This window comes from Streptomyces sp. 4F14, assembly GCF_048159485.1.
Lineage (GTDB): Bacteria > Actinomycetota > Actinomycetes > Streptomycetales > Streptomycetaceae > Streptomyces.
The window spans coordinates 35,332-56,233 of record NZ_JBLRVY010000031.1 but is presented as its reverse complement, the minus strand read 5'-3'; the positions used below and the strand labels follow the sequence as shown (position 1 = coordinate 56,233).

The window sequence follows — 20,902 nt, the reverse complement described above, 5'->3', positions numbered from 1 at the left end:
GATCGCGGCGGGGGTGTCGGTGGTTCTCACTGATGCCGATGTGTTCGAGCCGGTGGCCGAGAACCCGGGTGTGAGGGTGTCGTCAGGGGCGTTGGCGTATGTGATGTATACGTCGGGTTCGTCGGGGGTGCCGAAGGGTGTGGCGGTCACGCACCGCAATGTGGTGGCGTTCTGTGCGGATGAGGCGTGGCGTGCGGATGTGCTGGAGCGGGTGCTGGTGCAGGCGAACCATGCGTTCGATGCCTCGACGTACGAGATCTGGGTGCCGTTGTTGCGTGGTGGTCGGCTGGTGGTGGCTCCGGCGGGGGATCTGGATGCGGCGGAGCGGGGTGCGCTGATCGCTGAGCACCGGGTGACGCATGTGGTGGCTCCGGCGGGGTTGTTCCGGGTGTTGGCGGAGCAGTCGCCGGAGATCTTCGCCGGGGTGCGGGAGGTGCTGACCGGCGGTGACGTGGTGTCCGCATCGGCGATCCGGACCTTGCTCGCGTCCCACCCGGGTCTGGTGGTGCGTACGACGTACGGGCCGACGGAGAACACGGCGTTCACGACGCACTTGCCGTACGCGGCAGGGGATGAGGTGCCCTCTGTCGTGCCGATCGGTCGCCCGATGGACAACACCCGCACCTATGTCCTGGATGAGTTCCTGCGTCCGGTGGCGCCGGGTGTGGTGGGTGAGTTGTATGTCGCGGGTGAGGGTGTGGCGCGTGGTTATGCGGGTCGTCCGGGGTTGAGTGCGGAGCGGTTCGTGGCGTGCCCGTTTGGCGAGGGCCGGATGTATCGCACTGGGGACCTGGCCCGCTGGAGCGTGGACGGCGTCCTGGAGTTCGCCGGACGGATCGATGAACAGGTGAAGATCCGGGGCTTCCGGATCGAACCCGGCGAGGTCGAGACCGTGTTGAGTGCGCACGGGAACATCAGGCAGGCGGCGGTGATCGCCCGCGAGGACCAGCCCGGCGTGAAACGGCTGATCGCCTATGTCGTCGGCGACGTGGACGAGACGGAGCTTCGCCGGTACGCCGCGGACAGGCTGCCGGAGTACATGGTGCCGTCGGCGTTCCTGGCGCTCGACGCGATCCCGCTGACCCGGAACGGCAAGCTCGACCGTGCCGCACTCCCCGCCCCCGACCTGGCAGCCCGAACCACCGGCCGAGCCCCCGCCACCCCCACCGAGGAGGTGCTGTGCGGTCTGTTCGCCGAAGTCCTCGGCCTGGACCGCGTCGGCGCCGACGACTCCTTCTTCACCCTCGGCGGTGACTCACTGGTCGCGATGCGGCTGATCGCGCGGGTGCGGTCGGTGCTGGACGCCGAGGTCAGCATCCGCGACCTGTTCACGGACCCCACCGTCGCCGCCCTGGCCCGAATCGCCGACCAGGCGCGCGGCGCTGGCGAGCGCCCCGCGCTCGTTGTCCGGCAGCGCCCGGACACCGTGCCGTTGTCGTACGCGCAGCAGCGGATGTGGTTCCTCAACGGGTTGGAATCCGGCTCGGGTTACAGCGTGCCGCTGACGGTACGACTCGCGGGCGAACTCGACATCGCGGCGCTGGAGTTGGCGTTGGGTGACATCGCCGACCGGCACGAGGGCCTGCGTACCCGCTTCCCCGCCGTGGACGGAAACCCCTACCAGGAGGTGTTGCGGGGGACTGCGGGCCATCCCGCGCTCCGGATCGATCAGATCGAGGAAGCCGCGCTGGACACGGCCGTCGTCGACGAACTCGGCCGGGGTTTCGACCTGGCGGTGGAACTGCCGTGGCGGGCTTCGCTGTTGGTGCTTTCGCCGGTGGAGTCGGTGTTGGTGATCGTGGCGCATCACATCGCGGTGGACGGCTGGTCGATGGGCATCCTGGCCCGGGACCTGGAGACGGCCTATGCCGCCCGGGTACGCGGTGCTGCCCCAGGGTGGGAGCCGCTGCCGGTGCAGTACGCCGACTACGCCCTGTGGCAGCGCGAGGTCCTGGGTGACGTCGACGACCCCGACAGCCGCCTTTTCGCCCAACTCGCCCACTGGCGTACGGCGTTGGCCGGACTCCCCGATGAACTGGCGCTCCCGGTGGACCGCCCCCGGCTCATGGAGCGGAGCCGCCAGGGCGGCATGGTGCCCATCGAGATCGGTACGGAGCTTCACGGGCGCCTGACCGGCCTGGCGCAGCGGAACGGCGTGACGATGTTCATGGTGGCGCAGGCGGCGCTCGCCATCCTGCTGTCCCGCATGGGCGCCGGCGTCGACATCCCGACGGGTGCGCCCATCGCGGGACGCGACGACCCGGCGCTTGAAGGGCTCGCCGGATTCTTCGCCAACACCCTCGTCCTGCGTACGGACCTCAGCGGCAACCCGACTCTCACCGAGCTGCTGGCCCGCGTCCGCGACGCCGACCTGGCCGCGTACGCCCACCAGGATCTGCCGTTCGAGCGGCTGGTGGAGGCCCTGAACCCGGACCGGTCACCGTCGCGCCACCCGCTGTTCCAGGTGCTGCTGACCCTCCAGAACGTCCCGCAGGCGGAGCGGCCCGTGGAGCTGGAGGGACTGGAGGTAAGCCCCCTTCCTGTGCCGGACCAGGCGATCACTGTGCAGTTCGACCTGACGCTGACCCTGGCGGAGCACCGTGCCGAGGGCGGGGCTCCGGCCGGGATCGTGGGGAGTGTCCAGTACGCCTCGGATCTGTTCGACCGGGGCACGGTGGAGGGGTTCGCTGTTCGTTTGGGGCGGGTGTTGGAGCAGATTTCTGCGGATCCGGGGTTGCGGGTCGGTGAGGTGGAGGTGTTGTCGGAGGTTGAGCGGCGGTTGGTGGTGGAGGGGTGGAACGACACGGGGCGGGTGGTGTCGGAGGGGACGTTGCCGGAGTTGTTCGAGGCGCAGGTGGCGCGGACGCCGGATGCGGTGGCGGTGGAGTTCGGGGGTGTGGGGTGGACGTATGGGGAGTTGGAGGAGAGGGCGAACCGGTGGGCGCGTGAGCTGATGGCGCGTGGTGTGGGGCTGGGGGATCGGGTGGGGGTGGTGTTGGAGCGTTCGGCGGAGTGGGTGGCGGTGGTGCTGGGTGTGGTGAAGGCGGGCGCTGCCTTTGTGCCGGTGGATCCGGCGTATCCGGCGGAGCGGATCGCTCTGGTGCTGGCGGACGCGGAGGTCGCGGTGGTGGTGTGCTCCGGTGCCACAGCCGGTCTGTTGCCTGATGCGGGTGTGGAGTGTGTGGTCGGTGTCGATCCGGGGGTGGCGTTGGTGGATGGGGAGAGGAGGGTGCCGTTGCGGCTGGGGCATGCGGCGTATGTGATTTATACGTCGGGGTCGACGGGGCGGCCCAAGGGTGTGGTCGTCGGGCATGGCGGGATCGGGAGTCTGGCGGGGGCGCAGATCGAGCGGTTCGGGGTGGGTGTGGGGTCGAGGGTGTTGCAGTTTGCGGCGTTGGGGTTCGATGCGGTGGTTTCGGAGTTGTGCATGGCGTTGCTGTCGGGAGCCACGCTCGTGCTGGCAGAGGCCGGGGACATGCCGCCGCGTCGTCGTCTGGGTGAGGTGGTGGCGGAGCTGGGGGTGTCGCACGTGACCGTGCCGCCCTCTCTCCTGGCGACGGAGGACGAACTGCCGGCTGGGCTGGTGACGTTGGTGGTGGCGGGGGAGGCGTGCGGGCCGGAGTTGGTGGGGCGGTTCGCTGCCGGTCGGCGGATGGTGAATGCGTACGGGCCGACGGAGACGACGGTGTGCGCGACGATGACGCAGCCGTTGTCCGCTGACATCACGTCGGGCGCGGTGGTACCGATCGGCCGTCCCATCGACAACACCCGGGTCTACGTGCTGGATGAGTTCCTGCGTCTCGTACCGCCGGGTGTGACCGGTGAGTTGTATGTCGCGGGCCGTGGTGTGGCGCGTGGGTATTCCGGTCGTCCGGGGCTGAGCGCGGGGCGGTTCGTGGCGTGCCCGTTCGGTGGCTCGGGTGAGCGGATGTACCGGACCGGTGACCTGGTGCGCTGGACGGCCGACGGCGAGTTGGTGTTCGCGGGGCGTGCGGACGCGCAGATCAAGATCCGTGGGTTCCGGGTGGAGCCGGGTGAGGTCGAGGCGGTGCTGAGCGGGCACGAGTCGGTCCGGCAGGTCGTGGTGATCGCGCGGGAGGACCAGCCGGGCGTGAAGCGGCTGGTCGCGTATGTCGTTCTCGACCATGGTGCGGTCCTGGACCCGGCGGGGTTGCGGTCGTTCGTGGCCGGGCGCCTTCCGGAGCACATGGTCCCGGCCGCCGTGATCCCGCTCGACGCGTTCCCGGTGACCGAGAACGGCAAGCTGAACCGCTCCGCCCTCCCCGCTCCGGACTTTGTCGCGCAGGTGGGCGGTCGTGCCCCCGTGACTCCCGCTGAGGAGCTGCTGTGTGGGTTGTTCGCCGAGGTTCTGGGTGTGGAGCGGGTCGGGGTGGAGGACTCGTTCTTCGAACTCGGCGGTGACTCCCTGCTGGCGATGCGGCTCATCGCCCGTGTCCGGTCCGTCCTGGGCGTCGAGGTCGGCATCCGTGAGCTGTTCGCTTCGCCCACGGTGGCGGGCGTGGCCCGGTTGCGGGGCGCGGCCCGGGTGTCGCTGAGCGCGCGTGAGCGCCCGGAAGTCCTGCCCCTGTCGTACGCACAGCAGCGGATGTGGTTCCTCAACCAACTGGAGGAGGCGGGCGCCGGAGCCGCCTACAACCTGCCGCTCACCCTCCGCCTGACCGGCGAGCTGGACGTGGCGGCCCTTGAGTCGGCGTTGGGCGACGTCGCCGACCGGCACGAGAGCCTGCGCACCGTCTTCCCCGACGCCGACGGCCTGCCCCGTCAGCACCTCCTGGAAGGCGCGGCCGGCCGACCCGAGTTCCGGATCAGCGAGGTCGGTGAGCGCGACGTGCCGCGAACCGTCGCCGCCGAGACACGGCACCGCTTCGATCTGTCCCGGGAACTGCCGTGGCGCGTACGGCTGTTGACGGTGTCGCCGACGGAGTCGGTGTTGGTGATCGTCGCGCACCACATCGCGGTCGACGGCTGGTCCATGGGCGTCCTCATGCACGACCTCGGCAGCGCGTATGCCGCGCGCAGCCACGGCGAGGCGCCGGGCTGGGAGCCCCTTTCGGCGCAGTACGCGGACTACGCGCTGTGGCAGCGCGAGGTCCTCGGCGACCTCGACGACACGGACAGCCTGATCAGCGAACAACTCGGCTACTGGCGAGAGGCGTTGGCGGCAGCGCCGGAAGAACTCGCGTTGCCCGTGGACCGAGCCCGCTCCTCGGAGCCGTCCTTCGAAGCCGGAACGGTGTCGGTCGAGGTGGGCGCCGAGGTGCACGCACGCCTGTCGGAGGTGGCGCGGCGGCACGGGGTGACCATGTTCATGGTCGCGCAGGCGGCGCTGGCGGTGCTGTTGTCGAAGGTGGGCGCGGGCACCGACATCCCGCTGGGAACGGCGGTAGCGGGCCGGGACGACGTGGCGCTGGAGGAGCTGGCGGGGTTCTTCGTCAACACGTTGGTGCTGCGTACGGATGTGAGTGGTGATCCGTCGTTCGTGGAGTTGCTGGGGCGGGTGCGGGAGACGGACTTGGCCGCGTACGCGCACCAGGACGTGCCGTTCGAGCGGCTCGTGGAGGACCTGAACCCGGCCCGCTCGCTGTCCCGCCACCCCCTCTTCCAGGTCATGCTCGCGGTCGAGAACGTGACCGACGTGCAAGATCCCTGGCAACTGCCGGACCTGACTGTCCTCCCCGAGCCGCTGGATCACACCGCCGTGGCCCGGTTCGACCTGTCGGTCGCCCTCGCCGAGCGGCGTGCCGACGATGGTGCTCCGGCGGGTATGGGCGGGGAGATCCAGTACGCGGTCGACCTGTTCGACGAGGTGACGGCCAGGGGGCTGGCGGATCGCTTTGCTCGGGTGTTGGAGCAGGTGGCTGTGGACCCGGAGGTGCGGGTCGGGGATGTCGAGGTGTTGTCGGAGGTGGAGCGTCGGTTGGTGGTGGGGGAGTGGAACGACACTGCTCGGGTGGTGCCGGGTGGGTCGTTGGTGGAGTTGTTCGAGGCTCAGGTGGCGCGGACGCCGGATGCTGTCGCGGTGGTCGGGCAGGGTGGGTCATGGACGTATGCGGAGGTGAACGCGCGGGCCAATGGAGTGGCACGGGCGTTGATCGGGCGGGGAGTTGGTCCGGGGGCGTTGGTGGGGGTGCGGTTGGAGCGGTCGGCTGGGCTGATTCCGGTGCTGCTCGGTGTGTTGAAGGCGGGTGCGGCGTATGTGCCGTTGGATGCCGGGCTTCCGGAGGGGCGGTTGGTGTCGATCGCGGCGGGGGTGTCGGTGGTTCTCACTGATGCCGATGTGTTCGAGCCGGTGGACGACAACCCGGGTGTGAGGGTGTCGTCAGGGGCGTTGGCGTATGTGATGTATACGTCGGGTTCGTCGGGGGTGCCGAAGGGTGTGGCGGTCACGCATCGCAATGTGGTGGCGTTCTGTGCGGATGAGGCGTGGCGTGCGGATGTGCTGGAGCGGGTGTTGGTGCAGGCGAACCATGCGTTTGATGCCTCGACGTACGAGATCTGGGCGCCGTTGTTGCGTGGTGGCCGGTTGGTGGTGGCTCCGGCGGGGGATCTGGGCGCGGCTGAGCGGGGTGCGCTGATCGCTGAGCATGGGGTGACGCATGTGGTGGCTCCGGCGGGGTTGTTCCGGGTGTTGGCGGAGCAGTCGCCGGAGATCTTCGCCGGGGTGCGGGAGGTGCTGACCGGCGGTGACGTGGTCTCCGCGACCGCGATCCGGACCCTGCTCAGGGAACACCCGGATCTGGTGGTGCGCACCACCTACGGCCCCACGGAGACGACTGCCTTCGCCACGCAGGTCCCGTTCACCGCCGGGGACGAGATACCGGCGGCGGTCCCGATCGGTCGCCCGATGGACAACACCCGTACCTACGTGCTGGATGAGTTCCTGCGTCCGGTGGCGCCGGGTGTGACCGGCGAGTTGTACCTCGCGGGCGAAGGTGTGGCCCGTGGCTATGCCGGCCGACCGGGGCTGAGCGCGGAGCGGTTCGTGGCCTGCCCGTTCAGTGATGGTCGTATGTATCGCACCGGGGACCTGGCCCGCTGGACCGCGCACGGTGTGCTGGAGTTCGCCGGACGGGTCGACGAGCAGGTCAAGATCCGGGGCTTCCGGATCGAACCGGCCGAGGTCGAGGCCGTGTTGGCCGCGCACAGGAGCATCAGGCAGGCGGCAGTGATCGCCCGGGAGGACCAGCCCGGCGTCAAGCGCCTGGTCGCCTACCTCGTCGGCGATATGGACGAGCCCGCGCTGCGGGAGTTCGCGGCCGACCGCCTCCCCGACTACATGGTCCCGGCCGCGTTCGTGACGGTGGACGCGATCCCGCTGACCCGGAACGGCAAGCTGGACCGGGCAGCGCTGCCCGCCCCGGATCTGGCGGGCCTGACGACCGGCCGAGCCCCCGCCACCCCCACCGAGGAACTCCTCTGCGGCCTGTTCGCCGAGATCCTCGGCCTGGAACTAGTCGGCGCCGACGACTCCTTCTTCACCCTCGGCGGCGACTCCCTCCTCGCCATGCGGCTCATCGCCCGCATCCGATCCGTGCTCGACACCGAGGTCAGCATCCGTGCCCTGTTCACGGACCCCACCGTCGCCGCCCTGTCGAGGCTGGTGGATGCCGACGGCCCGGACGGCCGACGGACGGCCCTGACGGTGCGGGAACGACCCGAGAGCGTGCCGTTGTCGTACGCGCAGCAGCGGATGTGGTTCCTCAACCGGCTGGAGGAGGCCGGCGCCGGCGCGGGCTACAACGTGCCCTTGTCACTGCGTTTGTCGGGCGAACTGGACGTGACAGCCCTGGAACTGGCGCTGGCCGATGTCGCCGACCGGCACGAGACGCTCCGCACCCTCTTCCCGGAGGTCGAGGGAGTGCCCTACCAGCGGGTCCTGCGTGGCCGCCCCGGGCATCCGGGCCTCGGGATCCAGGAGGGCATCGACGAGTCCCAGATATGGGAGATCGTCGACGGGGAGATGCGACGGCGTTTCGACCTGGCGGTGGAACTGCCGTGGCGGGTGCGGCTGTTGACGGTGTCGCCGGTGGATTCGGTGTTGGTGATCGTGGCGCATCACATCGCTGTGGACGGCTGGTCGATGGGCATCCTGGCGAGGGATCTGAAGACGGCGTATGCCGCCCGGGTACGCGGTGCCGCCCCGGGGTGGGAGCCGTTGCCCGTCCAGTACGCGGACTACGCCCTGTGGCAGCGCGAGGCCCTGGGCGACGTGGACGACCCCGACAGCCGCTTCTCCGCCCAACTCGCCCACTGGCGTTCGGCGCTGGCCGACCTCCCCCAAGAACTGTCCCTGCCCACCGACCGGCCCCGTCCCGTACGGGCCTCGTACCGGGGCGGCTTCGTGCCGGTGCACGTGGATGCCGATACCCACCGGCGCCTCACTCAGCTGGCGAACCAGCAGGGCGTCACGATGTTCATGGTGACGCAGGCGGCTGTCGCGCTGCTGCTGTCGAAGCTCGGCGCGGGCACCGACATCCCCCTCGGCACGGCCCTCGCGGGACGCGACGATGCGGCGCTGGAGAACCTGGCCGGGTTCTTCGTCAACACGCTCGTGCTGCGTACGGACGTCAGCGGCGATCCGACCCTCCCGGAACTGCTGGCCCGCGTCCGCGACACGGACCTGGCCGCGTACGCCCACCAGGACCTGCCCTTCGAACGCCTCGTCGACGAGCTGAACCCCGCACGTTCGCTGGCCCGCCATCCGCTGTTCCAGGTGATGATCACCTTCCAGAACATCCCGCAGGAAGCGGAAACCCTCGACCTGCCCGGTCTGCGCACGAGCCTGCTGGCGAGGGCAGCGGGTTCGGACGGGACGGACGCGGAGGCGGGCGCGGCCAAGTTCGACCTGTCGTTCACTCTGGCCGAGAAGCGGGACGCCGACGGCGCTCCGGCCGGGATCGTGGGGAGTGTCCAGTACGCCTCGGATCTGTTCGACCGGGGCACGGTGGAGGGGTTCGCTGTCCGTCTGGGGCGGGTGTTGGAGTGGATGGCGGTTGATGCGGGGTTGCGGGTCGGTGAGGTGGAGGTGTTGTCGGAGGTTGAGCGGCGGTTGGTGGTGGAGGGGTGGAACGACACGGGGCGGGTGGTGTCGGAGGGGACGTTGCCGGAGTTGTTCGAGGCGCAAGTTGCGCGGACGCCGGATGCGGTCGCGGTGGAGTTCGAGGGCGTGGGGTGGACATACGGGGAGTTGGAGCAGCGGGCGAACCGGTGGGCGCGTGAGTTGATCGCCCGTGGTGTGAAGCCGGGGGATCGGGTGGGGGTGGTGTTGGAGCGTTCGTCGGAGTGGGCGGCGGTGGTGCTGGGTGTGGTGAAAGCAGGCGCGGCGTTCGTGCCGGTGGATCCGGCGTATCCGTCCGAGCGGATCGCGTTGGTGCTGGCGGACGCGGATGTCGCGGTGGTGGTGTGCTCCGGTGCCACGGACGGCCTGTTGCCTGACATGGGTGTGGGGCGTGTGCTCTGTGACGATCCGGGTGTGGCGGGGCGGTCGGTGGCGGCGCTGACGGATGGGGAGCGGGGGGTGCCGTTGCGGGTGGAACATGCGGCGTATGTGATCTATACGTCGGGGTCGACGGGGCGGCCCAAGGGTGTGGTCGTCGGGCATGGCGGGATCGGGAGTCTGGCGGGGGCGCAGGTCGAGCGGTTCGGGGTGGGTGTGGGGTCGCGGGTGTTGCAGTTCGCGGCGTTGGGGTTCGATGCGGTGGTCTGGGAGCTGTGCATGGCGTTGTTGTCGGGGGCGACGCTGGTGCTGGCGGAGGCCGGGGACATGCCGCCGCGTCGTCGTCTGGGTGAGGTGGTGGCGGAGTTGGGGGTGTCGCACGTGACGGTGCCGCCTTCTCTCCTGGCCACCGAGGACGAACTGCCTGCCGGGTTGGTGTCGTTGGTGGTGGCGGGGGAGGCGTGCGGGCCGGAACTGGTGGAGCGGTTCGCTGCCGGCCGGCGGATGGTGAATGCGTACGGGCCGACGGAGACGACGGTGTGCGCGACGATGACGCAGCCGTTGTCCGCCGAGGTGGCGTCGGGCGCGGTGGTACCGATCGGCCGTCCCATCGACAACATCCAGGTCTACGTGCTGGACGGCTCGCTGCGTCCGGTCGCACCGGGTGTGGTGGGTGAGTTGTATGTCGCGGGTCGTGGTCTGGCGCATGGCTATGTGGGCCGTGCCGGACTGACGGCGGAGCGGTTCGTGGCCTGCCCGTTCACCGATGGCCGGATGTATCGCACCGGGGACCTGGTCCGTTGGACCGTCGACGGTGAGCTGGTGTTCGCGGGGCGTGCGGACGAGCAGGTGAAAGTCCGTGGGTTCCGGGTGGAGCCGGGTGAGATCGAGGCGGTGCTGAGCGCGCACGAGGACGTCGGTCATGCGGTTGTCGTGGCCCGCGACGGGCGCCTGGTCGCGTACGTCGTCCCCGAGCCCGGCGCGGCCCTGGACCCGGTGGAGCTGCGGTCGTTCGCGGCCGGGCGGCTGCCGGAGCACATGGTCCCGGCCGCGGTGATCCCGCTCGACGCGCTCCCGGTGACCGAGAACGGCAAGCTCGACCGCTCCGCCCTTCCCGCCCCGGACTTCGCGAGCCTGACCAGCAGCCGCGGGCCCGAGACCGCCGTCGAGGAGGTGCTGTGCGGGCTGTTCGCGGACAGCCTCGGACTGGAGCGGGTCGGGGTGGAGGACTCGTTCTTCGAACTCGGCGGTGACTCCCTGCTGGCGATGCGGCTCATCGCCCGGGTGCGGTCGGCGCTGGCCGCCGAGATCAGCATCCGGGAACTCTTCGAAGCCCCGACCGTCGCCGGCCTCGCCCGGCTGGTGGACCAGGGCCGCGGCGCGGCACGCATCCCGCTGACGCCTCGGGAACGCCCGGAGCGGGTGCCGCTGTCGTACGCACAGCAGCGGATGTGGTTCCTCAACCGCCTGGAGGGCGCTGGTGCGGGCGCGGCGTACAACGTGTCCATGGGCATGCGCCTGTCGGGCGAGGTGGATGTCGCCGCGCTGGAGGCCGCGCTCGGTGACCTCGCCGACCGGCACGAGACCCTGCGCACCGTCTTCCCCGAGACCGAAGGGGAGCCGCACCAGCTGATCACCGCCGACCGTCCGGTGCTGCGGGTCGACATGGTCGCGGCGACGGACCTCGAAGGGGTGGTCGCGGAAGAGACGGGGCGCGGATTCGACCTGGCCACGGACGTGCCGTGGCGGGTGCGGCTGTTGACGGTGTCGCCGGTGGATTCGGTGCTGGTGATCGTGGCGCATCACATCGCGGTCGACGGCGTGTCCATGGGCCTGCTCACCCGTGACCTGGGCACGGGATACACGGCCCGGGTGCGGGGTGAGGTGCCCGAGTGGGAGCCGCTGCCGGTGCAGTACGCCGACTACGCGCTCTGGCAGCGCGAGGTGCTCGGCGACCTCGGCGACCCCGACAGCCGCCTCACCGGGCAACTCGACCACTGGCGCCACGCTCTCGCGGACCTCCCCGAGGAACTGTCCCTGCCCATGGACCATCCGCGTCCGGCCGTGGCGTCCTTCCGGGGCGGTGCGGTCCCCGTGCGGACGGATGCCGAGGTGCACGCGCGTCTGTCGGAGCTGGCGCGGCGGCATGGCGTGACGATGTTCATGGTGGTGCAGGCGGCGCTGGCGGTGCTGTTGTCGAAGGTGGGCGCGGGCACCGACATCCCGCTCGGTACGGCGGTGGCGGGGCGTGGTGACGCCGAGGTCGAGAGCATGGTCGGGTTCTTCGTCAATACGTTGGTGCTGCGTACGGATGTGAGTGGTGATCCGTCGTTCGTGGAGTTGCTGGGGCGGGTGCGGGAGACGGACCTGTCTGCCTACGCGCACCAGGACGTGCCGTTCGAGCGGCTCGTGGAGGACCTGAACCCGGCCCGCTCGCTGGCCCGCCACCCCCTCTTCCAGGTGATGTTCAGCCTACAGAGCGCTCCCCCGGACCAGGGTGAGTGGGACTGGGGCCTCCCCGGCCTCCAGGTGCACCCCATCCGGCCGGAGGAGACGGCAACTGCCCGCTTCGACCTCTCCGTCGAGCTCTCCGAACTCCGCGACGCCGAGGGCTCACCGGGCGGACTGGGCGGGGAGATCCAGTACGCGGCCGACCTGTTCGACGAGACGACCGCCAGGGGGCTGGCGGATCGGTTTATCCGGGTGCTGGAGCAGGTGGCTGCGGATCCGGAGATGCGGGTCGGGGACGTTGAAGTGGTCTCGGACGCTGAGCGTCGGTTGGTCCTGCATGGGTGGAACGACACTCGGCGGGTGGTGCCGGGTGGGTCGTTGGTGGAGTTGTTCGAGGCGCAGGTGGCGCGGACTCCGAATGCTGTCGCGGTGGTGTCTGGGGAGACGAGGTTGACGTATGGGGAGCTGAATGCGCGGGCGAACGGTGTCGCGTACGGGCTCATGGGCCGGGGGGTTGGGTGCGAGGACTTGGTGGGGGTGCGGTTGGAGCGGTCGGCGGAGTTGCTGCCCATGCTGCTCGGTGTGCTCAAGGCGGGGGCGGCGTATGTGCCGTTGGATCTCGGGCTGCCGCGATCAAGGCGGGAGGCGATAGCGGCTGAGGCGGGGGTCGTGGTGACGCTCACCGATGCCGATGTGTTCGAGCCGGTGGCTGAGAACCCGGGTGTGAGGGTGTCGTCGGGGGCGTTGACGTATGTGATGTACACGTCCGGCTCGTCCGGGGTGCCGAAGGGTGTGGCGGTCACGCACCGCAACGTGGTGGCGTTCTGCCTGGACAGTGCCTGGGCCGAGGACCTGGTCGAGTGTGTGCTGTTCCAGGCGAACCACGCGTTCGACGCCTCGACGTACGAGATCTGGGTGCCGTTGTTGCGTGGTGGCCGGCTGGTGGTGGCTCCGGCTGGGGATCTGGACGCGGCTGAGCGTGGTGCGTTGATCGCTGGGCATGGGGTGACGAATGTGCATGCGACGGCGGGGTTGTTCCGGGTGTTGGCGGAGCAGTCGCCGGAGATCTTCGCCGGGGTGCGGGAGGTGTCCACGGGCGGCGACGTGGTCTCCGCGTCGGCGATCCGGACCCTGCTCGCGTCCCATCCGGATCTGGTGGTGCGCACGACCTACGGGCCGACGGAGAACACGGCGTTCACGACGCACTTGCCGTACACGGCGGGAGACGAGGTGCCGGCGACGGTGCCGATCGGTCGCCCGATGGACAACACCCACACCTACGTCCTGGATGGGTTCCTGCGTCCGGTGGCGCCGGGTGTGGTCGGTGAGTTGTACCTCGCGGGTGAGGGTGTGGCGCGTGGGTATGCGGGTCGTCCGGGGCTGACGGCGGAGCGGTTCGTGGCGTGCCCGTTCGGTGAGGGCCGGATGTATCGCACCGGGGACCTGGCCCGCTGGAATGCGGACGGTGTGCTGGAGTTCGCCGGGCGGGTCGACGAGCAGGTGAAGATCCGGGGCTTCCGTATCGAACCGGCCGAGGTCGAGGCCGTACTGACCACGCACGAGCATGTGCATCAGACGGCGGTGATCGCCCGCGAGGACCAGCCCGGCGTCAAGCGCCTGGTCGCCTACGTCGTCGGCGACGTGGACGAGGCGGAGCTTCGCCGACACGTCGCGGACAAGCTCCCCGAATACATGGTCCCGGCCGCGTTCGTCACCGTGGACGCGATCCCCCTCACCAGGAACGGCAAGCTCGACCGGGCCGCCCTCCCCGCCCCGGACCTTGCGGGTCTGACCACCGGCCGCGCCCCCGCCACCCCCACCGAAGAGGTGCTGTGCGGCCTGTTCGCCGAAGTCCTCGGTCTGGACCGCGTCGGGACGGACGACTCCTTCTTCACCCTCGGCGGCGACTCACTCCTCGCCATGCGGCTCATCGCCCGCATCCGGTCGGTGCTCGACGCCGAGGTCAGCATCCGCGACCTGTTCACCGCCCCCACGGTCCAAGGGCTGGCCCGGTTCGCCGAGACCGCCCGTGGGACGGACCGGCGTCTGGCACTCGAACCTCAACAGCGCCCGGACACCGTGCCGTTGTCGTACGCGCAGCAGCGGATGTGGTTCCTCAACCGGCTGGAGGAAGCCGGCGTGGGGGCGGGCTACAACGTGCCGCTCGCCCTGCGGCTGACCGGCGAACTGGATGTCCCGGCCCTGAAGGCCGCGCTGGGCGACGTAGCCGACCGGCACGAGGGCCTACGCACGCTCTTCCCCGAGACCGACGGGCTGCCCCACCAGCGGATCCTCCACGGCGAGGAGTCGCACCCCTTGCTGAAGACGCGGGAGACCACCGAAGCGGACCTGTCCGAGGCCGTCGGCGACGAACTCGGCCGGCGTTTCGACCTGGCGGAGGAACTGCCGTGGCGGGCTTCGCTGTTGGTGCTCGCGCCGACGGAGTCGGTGTTGGTGATCGTGGCGCATCACATCGCGGTGGACGGCTGGTCGATGGGCATCCTGGCCCGGGATCTGGAGACGGCGTATGCCGCCCGGGTACGCGGTGCCGCCCCGGCGTGGGAGCCGCTGCCCGTCCAGTACGCCGACTACGCGCTGTGGCAACGCGAGTTGCTGGGCGACCTCGACGACCCCGACAGCCTGATCTCCGCCCAACTCGACCACTGGCGTTCGGCGTTGGCCGGAGCGCCGCAGGAACTCGCGTTGCCGGTCGACCGGCCGCGTGGGGCGACGGCGTCGTTCAGCGGTGCCGATGTTCCCGTGCGGGTGGACGGCCACATCCACGCAGGACTGTCGGAGGTGGCGCGGCGGCACGGCGTGACGATGTTCATGCTGGTGCAGGCCGCACTGGCGGTGCTGCTGTCGAAGTCGGGTGCGGGTGACGACATCCCGCTCGGCACGCCGGTCGCGGGGCGTGGCGACGCGGAGTTGGACGACCTTGTCGGTTTCTTCCTGAACACGTTGGTGCTGCGTACGGATGTGAGTGGTGATCCGTCGTTCGTGGAGTTGCTGGGGCGGGTGCGGGAGACGGACCTGGCTGCGTACGCGCACCAGGACGTGCCGTTCGAGCGACTGGTCGAGGACCTGAACCCCGCGCGCTCGCTGTCCCGGCACCCCCTCTTCCAGGTGATGCTGGCTTTCCAGAACGTTCCCGATTCCGACGCGCCCCTGAAGTTGCCGGGCCTCCAGGTGAGGCCGCTGGCCTCGGACGAGGCAGTGACGGCCAAGTTCGACCTGTCCGTCACCCTCATGGAACGGCGGGACGAGACGGGTGCACCGGCCGGGATCGAGGGCGGTATCCAATACGCCACCGACCTGTTCGACGCAAGCACCGTGGACTCCCTCGCCCGACGCCTTGTCACGGTGTTGGAGCAGGTGGCTGCGGACCCGAGTGTGCGGGTCGGGGACATCGAGGTGCTGTCGGACGCGGAACGCCGGATGCTCCTGCACGGGTGGAACGACACCCGCCGTGCCGTGCCCGACGGCACCCTCGTGGACCGGTTCGAGGCGCAGGTGGCACGGACGCCGGATGCCGTCGCGGTCATGTCTGGGGAGACGCGGTTGACGTATGGGGAGCTGAATGCGCGGGCCAATGGAGTGGCGCGGGCGTTGATCGGGCGGGGGGTTGCTCCGGAGGCGTTGGTGGGGGTGCGGTTGGAGCGGTCGGCGGAGTTGCTGCCCATGCTGCTGGGTGTGCTCAAGGCGGGGGCGGCGTATGTGCCGTTGGACGTCGCGCATCCGGAGGAGCGGTTGGCGTCGATCGTGGCAGAGTCGGGAGTGTCGGTGGTTCTCACCGATGCCGATGTGTTCGAGCCGGTGGCCGAGAACCCTGAGGTGAGGCCGGGTCCGGAGAACCTCGCGTACGTGATGTACACGTCGGGTTCGTCGGGGGTGCCGAAGGGTGTGGCGGTCACGCACCGCAACGTGGTGGCGTTCTGTCTGGACGACGCCTGGACGGACGACATGGTCGAGTGCGTGCTGTTCCAGGCGAACCATGCCTTCGATGCCTCGACGTACGAGATCTGGGTGCCGTTGTTGCGCGGTGGCCGGCTGGTGGTGGCTCCGGCCGGGGATCTGGACGCGGCGGAGCGGGGTGCTCTGATTGCCGCGCATGGGGTGACGAATGTGCATGCGACGGCGGGGTTGTTCCGGGTGTTGGCGGAGCAGTCGCCGGAGATCTTTGCCGGGGTGCGGGAGGTGTCCACGGGCGGTGACGTGGTCTCCGCGTCGGCGATCCGGAACCTGCTCACGACCCACCCGGACCTGGTGGTACGCACCACGTACGGGCCGACGGAGAACACGGCGTTCACGACACACTTGCCGTACACGGCAGGGGACGTGATACCGGCGGCGGTCCCGATCGGCCGTCCGATGGATAACACCCGTACCTACGTCCTGGACGGCGCGCTGCGTCTCGTACCGCCGGGTGTGGTCGGTGAGTTGTACCTCGCGGGCGAGGGTGTGGCGCGTGGGTATGCGGGTCGTCCGGGGCTGACGGCGGAGCGGTTCGTGGCGTGCCCGTTCAGTGATGGCCGGATGTATCGCACCGGAGACCTGGCCCGCTGGAACGCGGACGGCGTGCTGGAGTTCGCCGGACGGGTCGACGAGCAGGTCAAGATCCGGGGCTTCCGGATCGAACCGGCCGAAGTCGAGGCCGTACTGACCACGCACGAGCGTGTGCATCAGACGGCGGTGATCGCCCGCGAGGATCAGCCCGGCGTCAAGCGCCTGGTCGCCTACGTCGTCGGCGATGTGGACGAGGCGGAGCTTCGCCGACACGTCGCGGACAAGCTCCCCGAATACATGGTCCCGGCCGCGTTCGTCACCGTGGACGCGATCCCCCTCACCAGGAACGGCAAACTCGACCGCGCCGCCCTCCCCGCCCCGGACCTTGCGGGCCTGACCACCGGCCGCGCCCCCGCCACCCTCACCGAGGAGATTCTCTGCGGCCTGTTCGCCGAGATCCTCGGCCTGGACCGGGTCGGCGCCGACGACTCCTTCTTCACCCTCGGCGGCGACTCGCTCCTCGCCATGCGGCTCATCGCCCGCGTCCAGGCAGTGTTGAACGCCGAGATCAGCATCCGTGACGTATTCACCTCGCCCACGGTCGAGGCCATCGCCCGGCTCATGGCCGACGGCCGGGCAGGCGGCCCCCGCCTGGCGCTGGCGGCGCGCGAGCGGCCGAGGGTCGTGCCGTTGTCGTACGCGCAGCAGCGGATGTGGTTCCTCAACCGGCTGGAGGAAGCCGGCGTGGGGGCGGGCTACAACGTGCCGCTGGCGCTGCGGCTGACCGGCGAGCTGGATGTCCCGGCCCTTGAGGCAGCGCTGCGCGATGTGGCGGACCGGCAGGAGAGCCTCCGTACGGTCTTCCCCGAGGCCGCAGGCGTTGCCCGGCAGGAGGTGCTCCAGGGTGAGCGGGGTCGCCTGGTCCTGCGGATGGACGAGGTGGCGGAGGACGACGTGCCCGCCGTCGCCGGCGACGAGATGGCGCGCGGCTTCGACCTGACCCGTGAGCTGCCGTGGCGGGCCCGGTGCCTGGTGCTGTCCCCGTCCGAGTCCGTGTTGATCGTCGTGGCGCATCACATCGCGGTGGACGGCTGGTCGATGGGCGTCCTGCTGCGCGATCTGAGCTTCGCGTACGAGGCGAGGTGCCGCGGTGCCGCCCCGGCGTGGGAGCCGCTGCCCGTCCAGTACGCGGACTACGCGCTGTGGCAGCGCGAGTTGCTGGGCGACCTCGACGACCCCGACAGCCTGGTCTCCGCCCAACTCGACCACTGGCGTGCGGTGTTGGCCGAACTGCCGGAGGAACTGGCGCTGCCGACCGACCGCCCGCGGCCGTCGGAGTCGTCCTTCCGGGGCGGAGCGGTCCGGGTGGAGACGGATGCCGAGGTGCACGCGCTGTTGTCGGAGGTGGCGCGGCGGCACGGCGTGACGATGTTCATGGTGGTGCAGGCCGCGCTGGCGGTGCTGCTGTCGAAGGTGGGCGCGGGCACGGACATCCCGCTCGGCACGGCGGTGGCGGGTCGTGGCGACGCCGCTCTTGACGGCCTCGCCGGGTTCTTCGTCAACACGTTGGTGCTGCGTACGGATGTCAGCGGTGATCCGTCGTTCGTGGAGTTGCTGGGGCGGGTGCGGGAGACGGACCTGGCCGCGTACGCGCACCAGGACGTGCCGTTCGAGCGACTGGTGGAGGACCTGAACCCCGCGCGCTCCCTGGCCCGCCACCCCCTCTTCCAGGTCATGCTCACCCTGCAGAACCTGCCGCAGGGCGACGCGGGCCTCAGGCTCGCCGGCCTGCGCGCGCAGCCGCTCGACGAGGGCCAGGAGCAGACGCAGGTCGCCAAGTTCGACCTCTCGGTCAGCCTGACCGAGCACCGCGACGAGCAGGGGGCACCGGCCGGACTCCAGGGCGGTATCCAGTACGCCACCGACCTGTTCGACCCGGACACCGCCGAGGCCCTCGCGGTACGGCTGACCCGTGTCCTGGAGCAGGTGGCCGCGGCTCCGGACATACGAGTCGGCGCGATCGACGTACTGTCCGCCGACGAGCGGCACCAGGTGGTGGCGGAGTGGAACGACACCGCCCGTCCGGTGCCGGAACAGTCCCTGGTCGCCCTGTTCGAGGCGCAGACCGCGCGGACGCCGGACGCGATGGCGGTGGTGGCCGGGGAGACGCGACTGACGTACGCGGAGGTGAACGCGCGGGCCAACGGTCTGGCTCACCACCTCAGGGGCCAGGGCGTGGGCGTCGAAAGCCTGGTCGGTGTCCGTGCGGAACGATCGGCGGACCTGGTGCCCACGCTCCTCGGTGTGCTCAAGGCGGGCGCGGCGTATGTGCCGTTGGATCTCGGGCTGCCGCGATCAAGGCGGGAAGTGATCGCGGCTGAGGCGGGGGTCGTGGTGACGCTCACCGGAGGTGAGGATGTTGCCCCGGTGGCTGAGAACCCTGAGGTGAGGCCGGGGCCGGAGAACCTTGCGTACGTGATGTACACGTCTGGTTCCTCCGGGGTGCCGAAGGGTGTGGCGGTCACACACGGCAATGTGGTCGCGTTCTGCCTGGACGACGCGTGGCGTGCGGATGTGGTCGAGTGCGTGCTGTTCCAGGCGAACCACGCGTTCGATGCCTCGACGTACGAGATCTGGGCGCCGCTGCTGCGGGGCGGGCGGCTGGTGGTCGCCCCGGCCGGAGATCTGGACGCGGCGGAGCGGGGTGCGCTGATCGCGGAGCATGGCGTGACGAATGTGCATGCGACGGCGGGGTTGTTCCGGGTGTTGGCGGAGCAGTCGCCGGAGATCTTTGCCGGGGTACGGGAAGTGTCCACGGGCGGTGACGTGGTCTCCGCGACCGCGATCCGGAACCTGCTCGCGGCCCATCCGGGTCTGGTGGTGCGCACCACGTACGGGCCGACGGAGACGACTGCGTTCACGACGCACTTGCCGTACACGGCAGGCGACGAGATACCGGCGGCGGTCCCGATCGGTCGCCCGATGGACAACACCCGTACCTACGTGCTGGATGAGTTCCTGCGTCCGGTGGCGCCGGGTGTGACCGGCGAGTTGTATCTCGCGGGCGAAGGTGTGGCCCGTGGGTATGCAGGCCGTCCGGGGCTGACGGCGGAGCGGTTCGTGGCCTGCCCGTTCACCGATGGCCGGATGTATCGCACCGGAGACCTGGCCCGCTGGAATACGGACGGCGTGCTGGAGTTCGCCGGACGGGTCGACGAGCAGGTCAAGATCCGGGGCTTCCGGATCGAACCGGCCGAAGTCGAGGCCGTATTGACCGCGCACGAGCGTGTGCATCAGACGGCGGTGATCGCCCGCGAGGACCAGCCCGGCGTCAAGCGCCTGGTCGCCTACCTCGTCGGCGACGTGGACGAGCCCGCACTGCGGGACTTCGCGGCCGAGCAACTGCCGGACTACATGGTGCCGTCGGCGTTCGTGACTGTGGACGCGATCCCGCTGACCAGGAACGGCAAGCTGGACCGGGCCGCCCTCCCCGCCCCGGACCTTGCGGGCCTGACCACCGGCCGCGCCCCCGCCACCCCCATCGAGGAGATCCTCTGCGGCCTGTTCGCCGAGATCCTCGGTCTGGAACAGGTCGGCGCCGACGACTCCTTCTTCACCCTCGGCGGCGACTCCCTCCTCGCCATGAGGCTGCTCGCCCGCATCCGATCCGTTCTCGATGCCGAGGTCAGTATCCGCTCCCTGCTCGCCGCACCCACAGTCGCGGCGGTCGCGGAGGCACTCGACGAGGGCGGCCCCACCGGCGACTTCGACCGGCTCCTTCCGCTCCGCTCCGGCGGCGACGGCGCACCGCTGTTCTTCCTCCACTCCGGGGGCGGACTGGCCTGGAACTACGCGGCGTTGGCCGCTCACCTCCCGCTGGGGCGCCCCCTCTACGGCGTCCAGGCGCGCGGTCTGGAGCGGGTCGAGGAGCTGCCCGCGAGCATCGAGGAGATGGCGGCCGACTACGTGGAGCAGATCCGGGCCGTGCAACCGGACGGCCCCTACCACCTGGTGGGCTGGTCGTTCGGCGGGGTGGTCGCGCAGGCCGTCGCGGCCCGGCTGCAGGACGCGGGCGAGACGATCGCCCTGCTGGCGATCCTCGACGGATACCCGTATGACGAGGGCGACGAGGAGTCCGAGGACGAGCCGCAGGCAAGGCGACCGGCAGGCCCGCGCCGCCCGAGGCCGGCCGATGTCCCGGCCCTGGAGGCGGTCCAGCGCGTCGCGGACAACAACGTCCGGCTCGTCATGGAGCACACTCCGCGCGCCTTCCACGGCGACCTGCTCCTCGTCGTCGCGACCCAGGCGCGGCCGGAGAGCCTGCCGGTGGAGCGGGCCGTGGAGATCTGGGAGCCGTACGTGGACGGCGCCATCGAACACCATCTGGTGGAGGCCGACCACCATCGGCTGCTCACGGCGGATCCGGCGGCGCGCATCGGTGAGCTGCTGACCGCGAAGCTCCGCGGAACCGACGACCGGCACATCTAA

General features: G+C 70.2%; 1 protein-coding gene (cut by a window edge). It reads left to right on the top strand.

Features of this window, described 5'->3' with window-relative positions; all coding sequences use genetic code 11:
* Nucleotides 1–20,902, top strand: the 3' portion of a protein-coding gene (locus tag ACLZOT_RS39430) for a non-ribosomal peptide synthase/polyketide synthase (RefSeq protein ID WP_416973994.1). The gene continues 7,865 nt to the left of window position 1, outside the view; 20,902 of the gene's 28,767 nt are visible here — the last part of the coding sequence; its start codon lies beyond the left edge, outside the window; the stop codon is at nucleotides 20,900–20,902.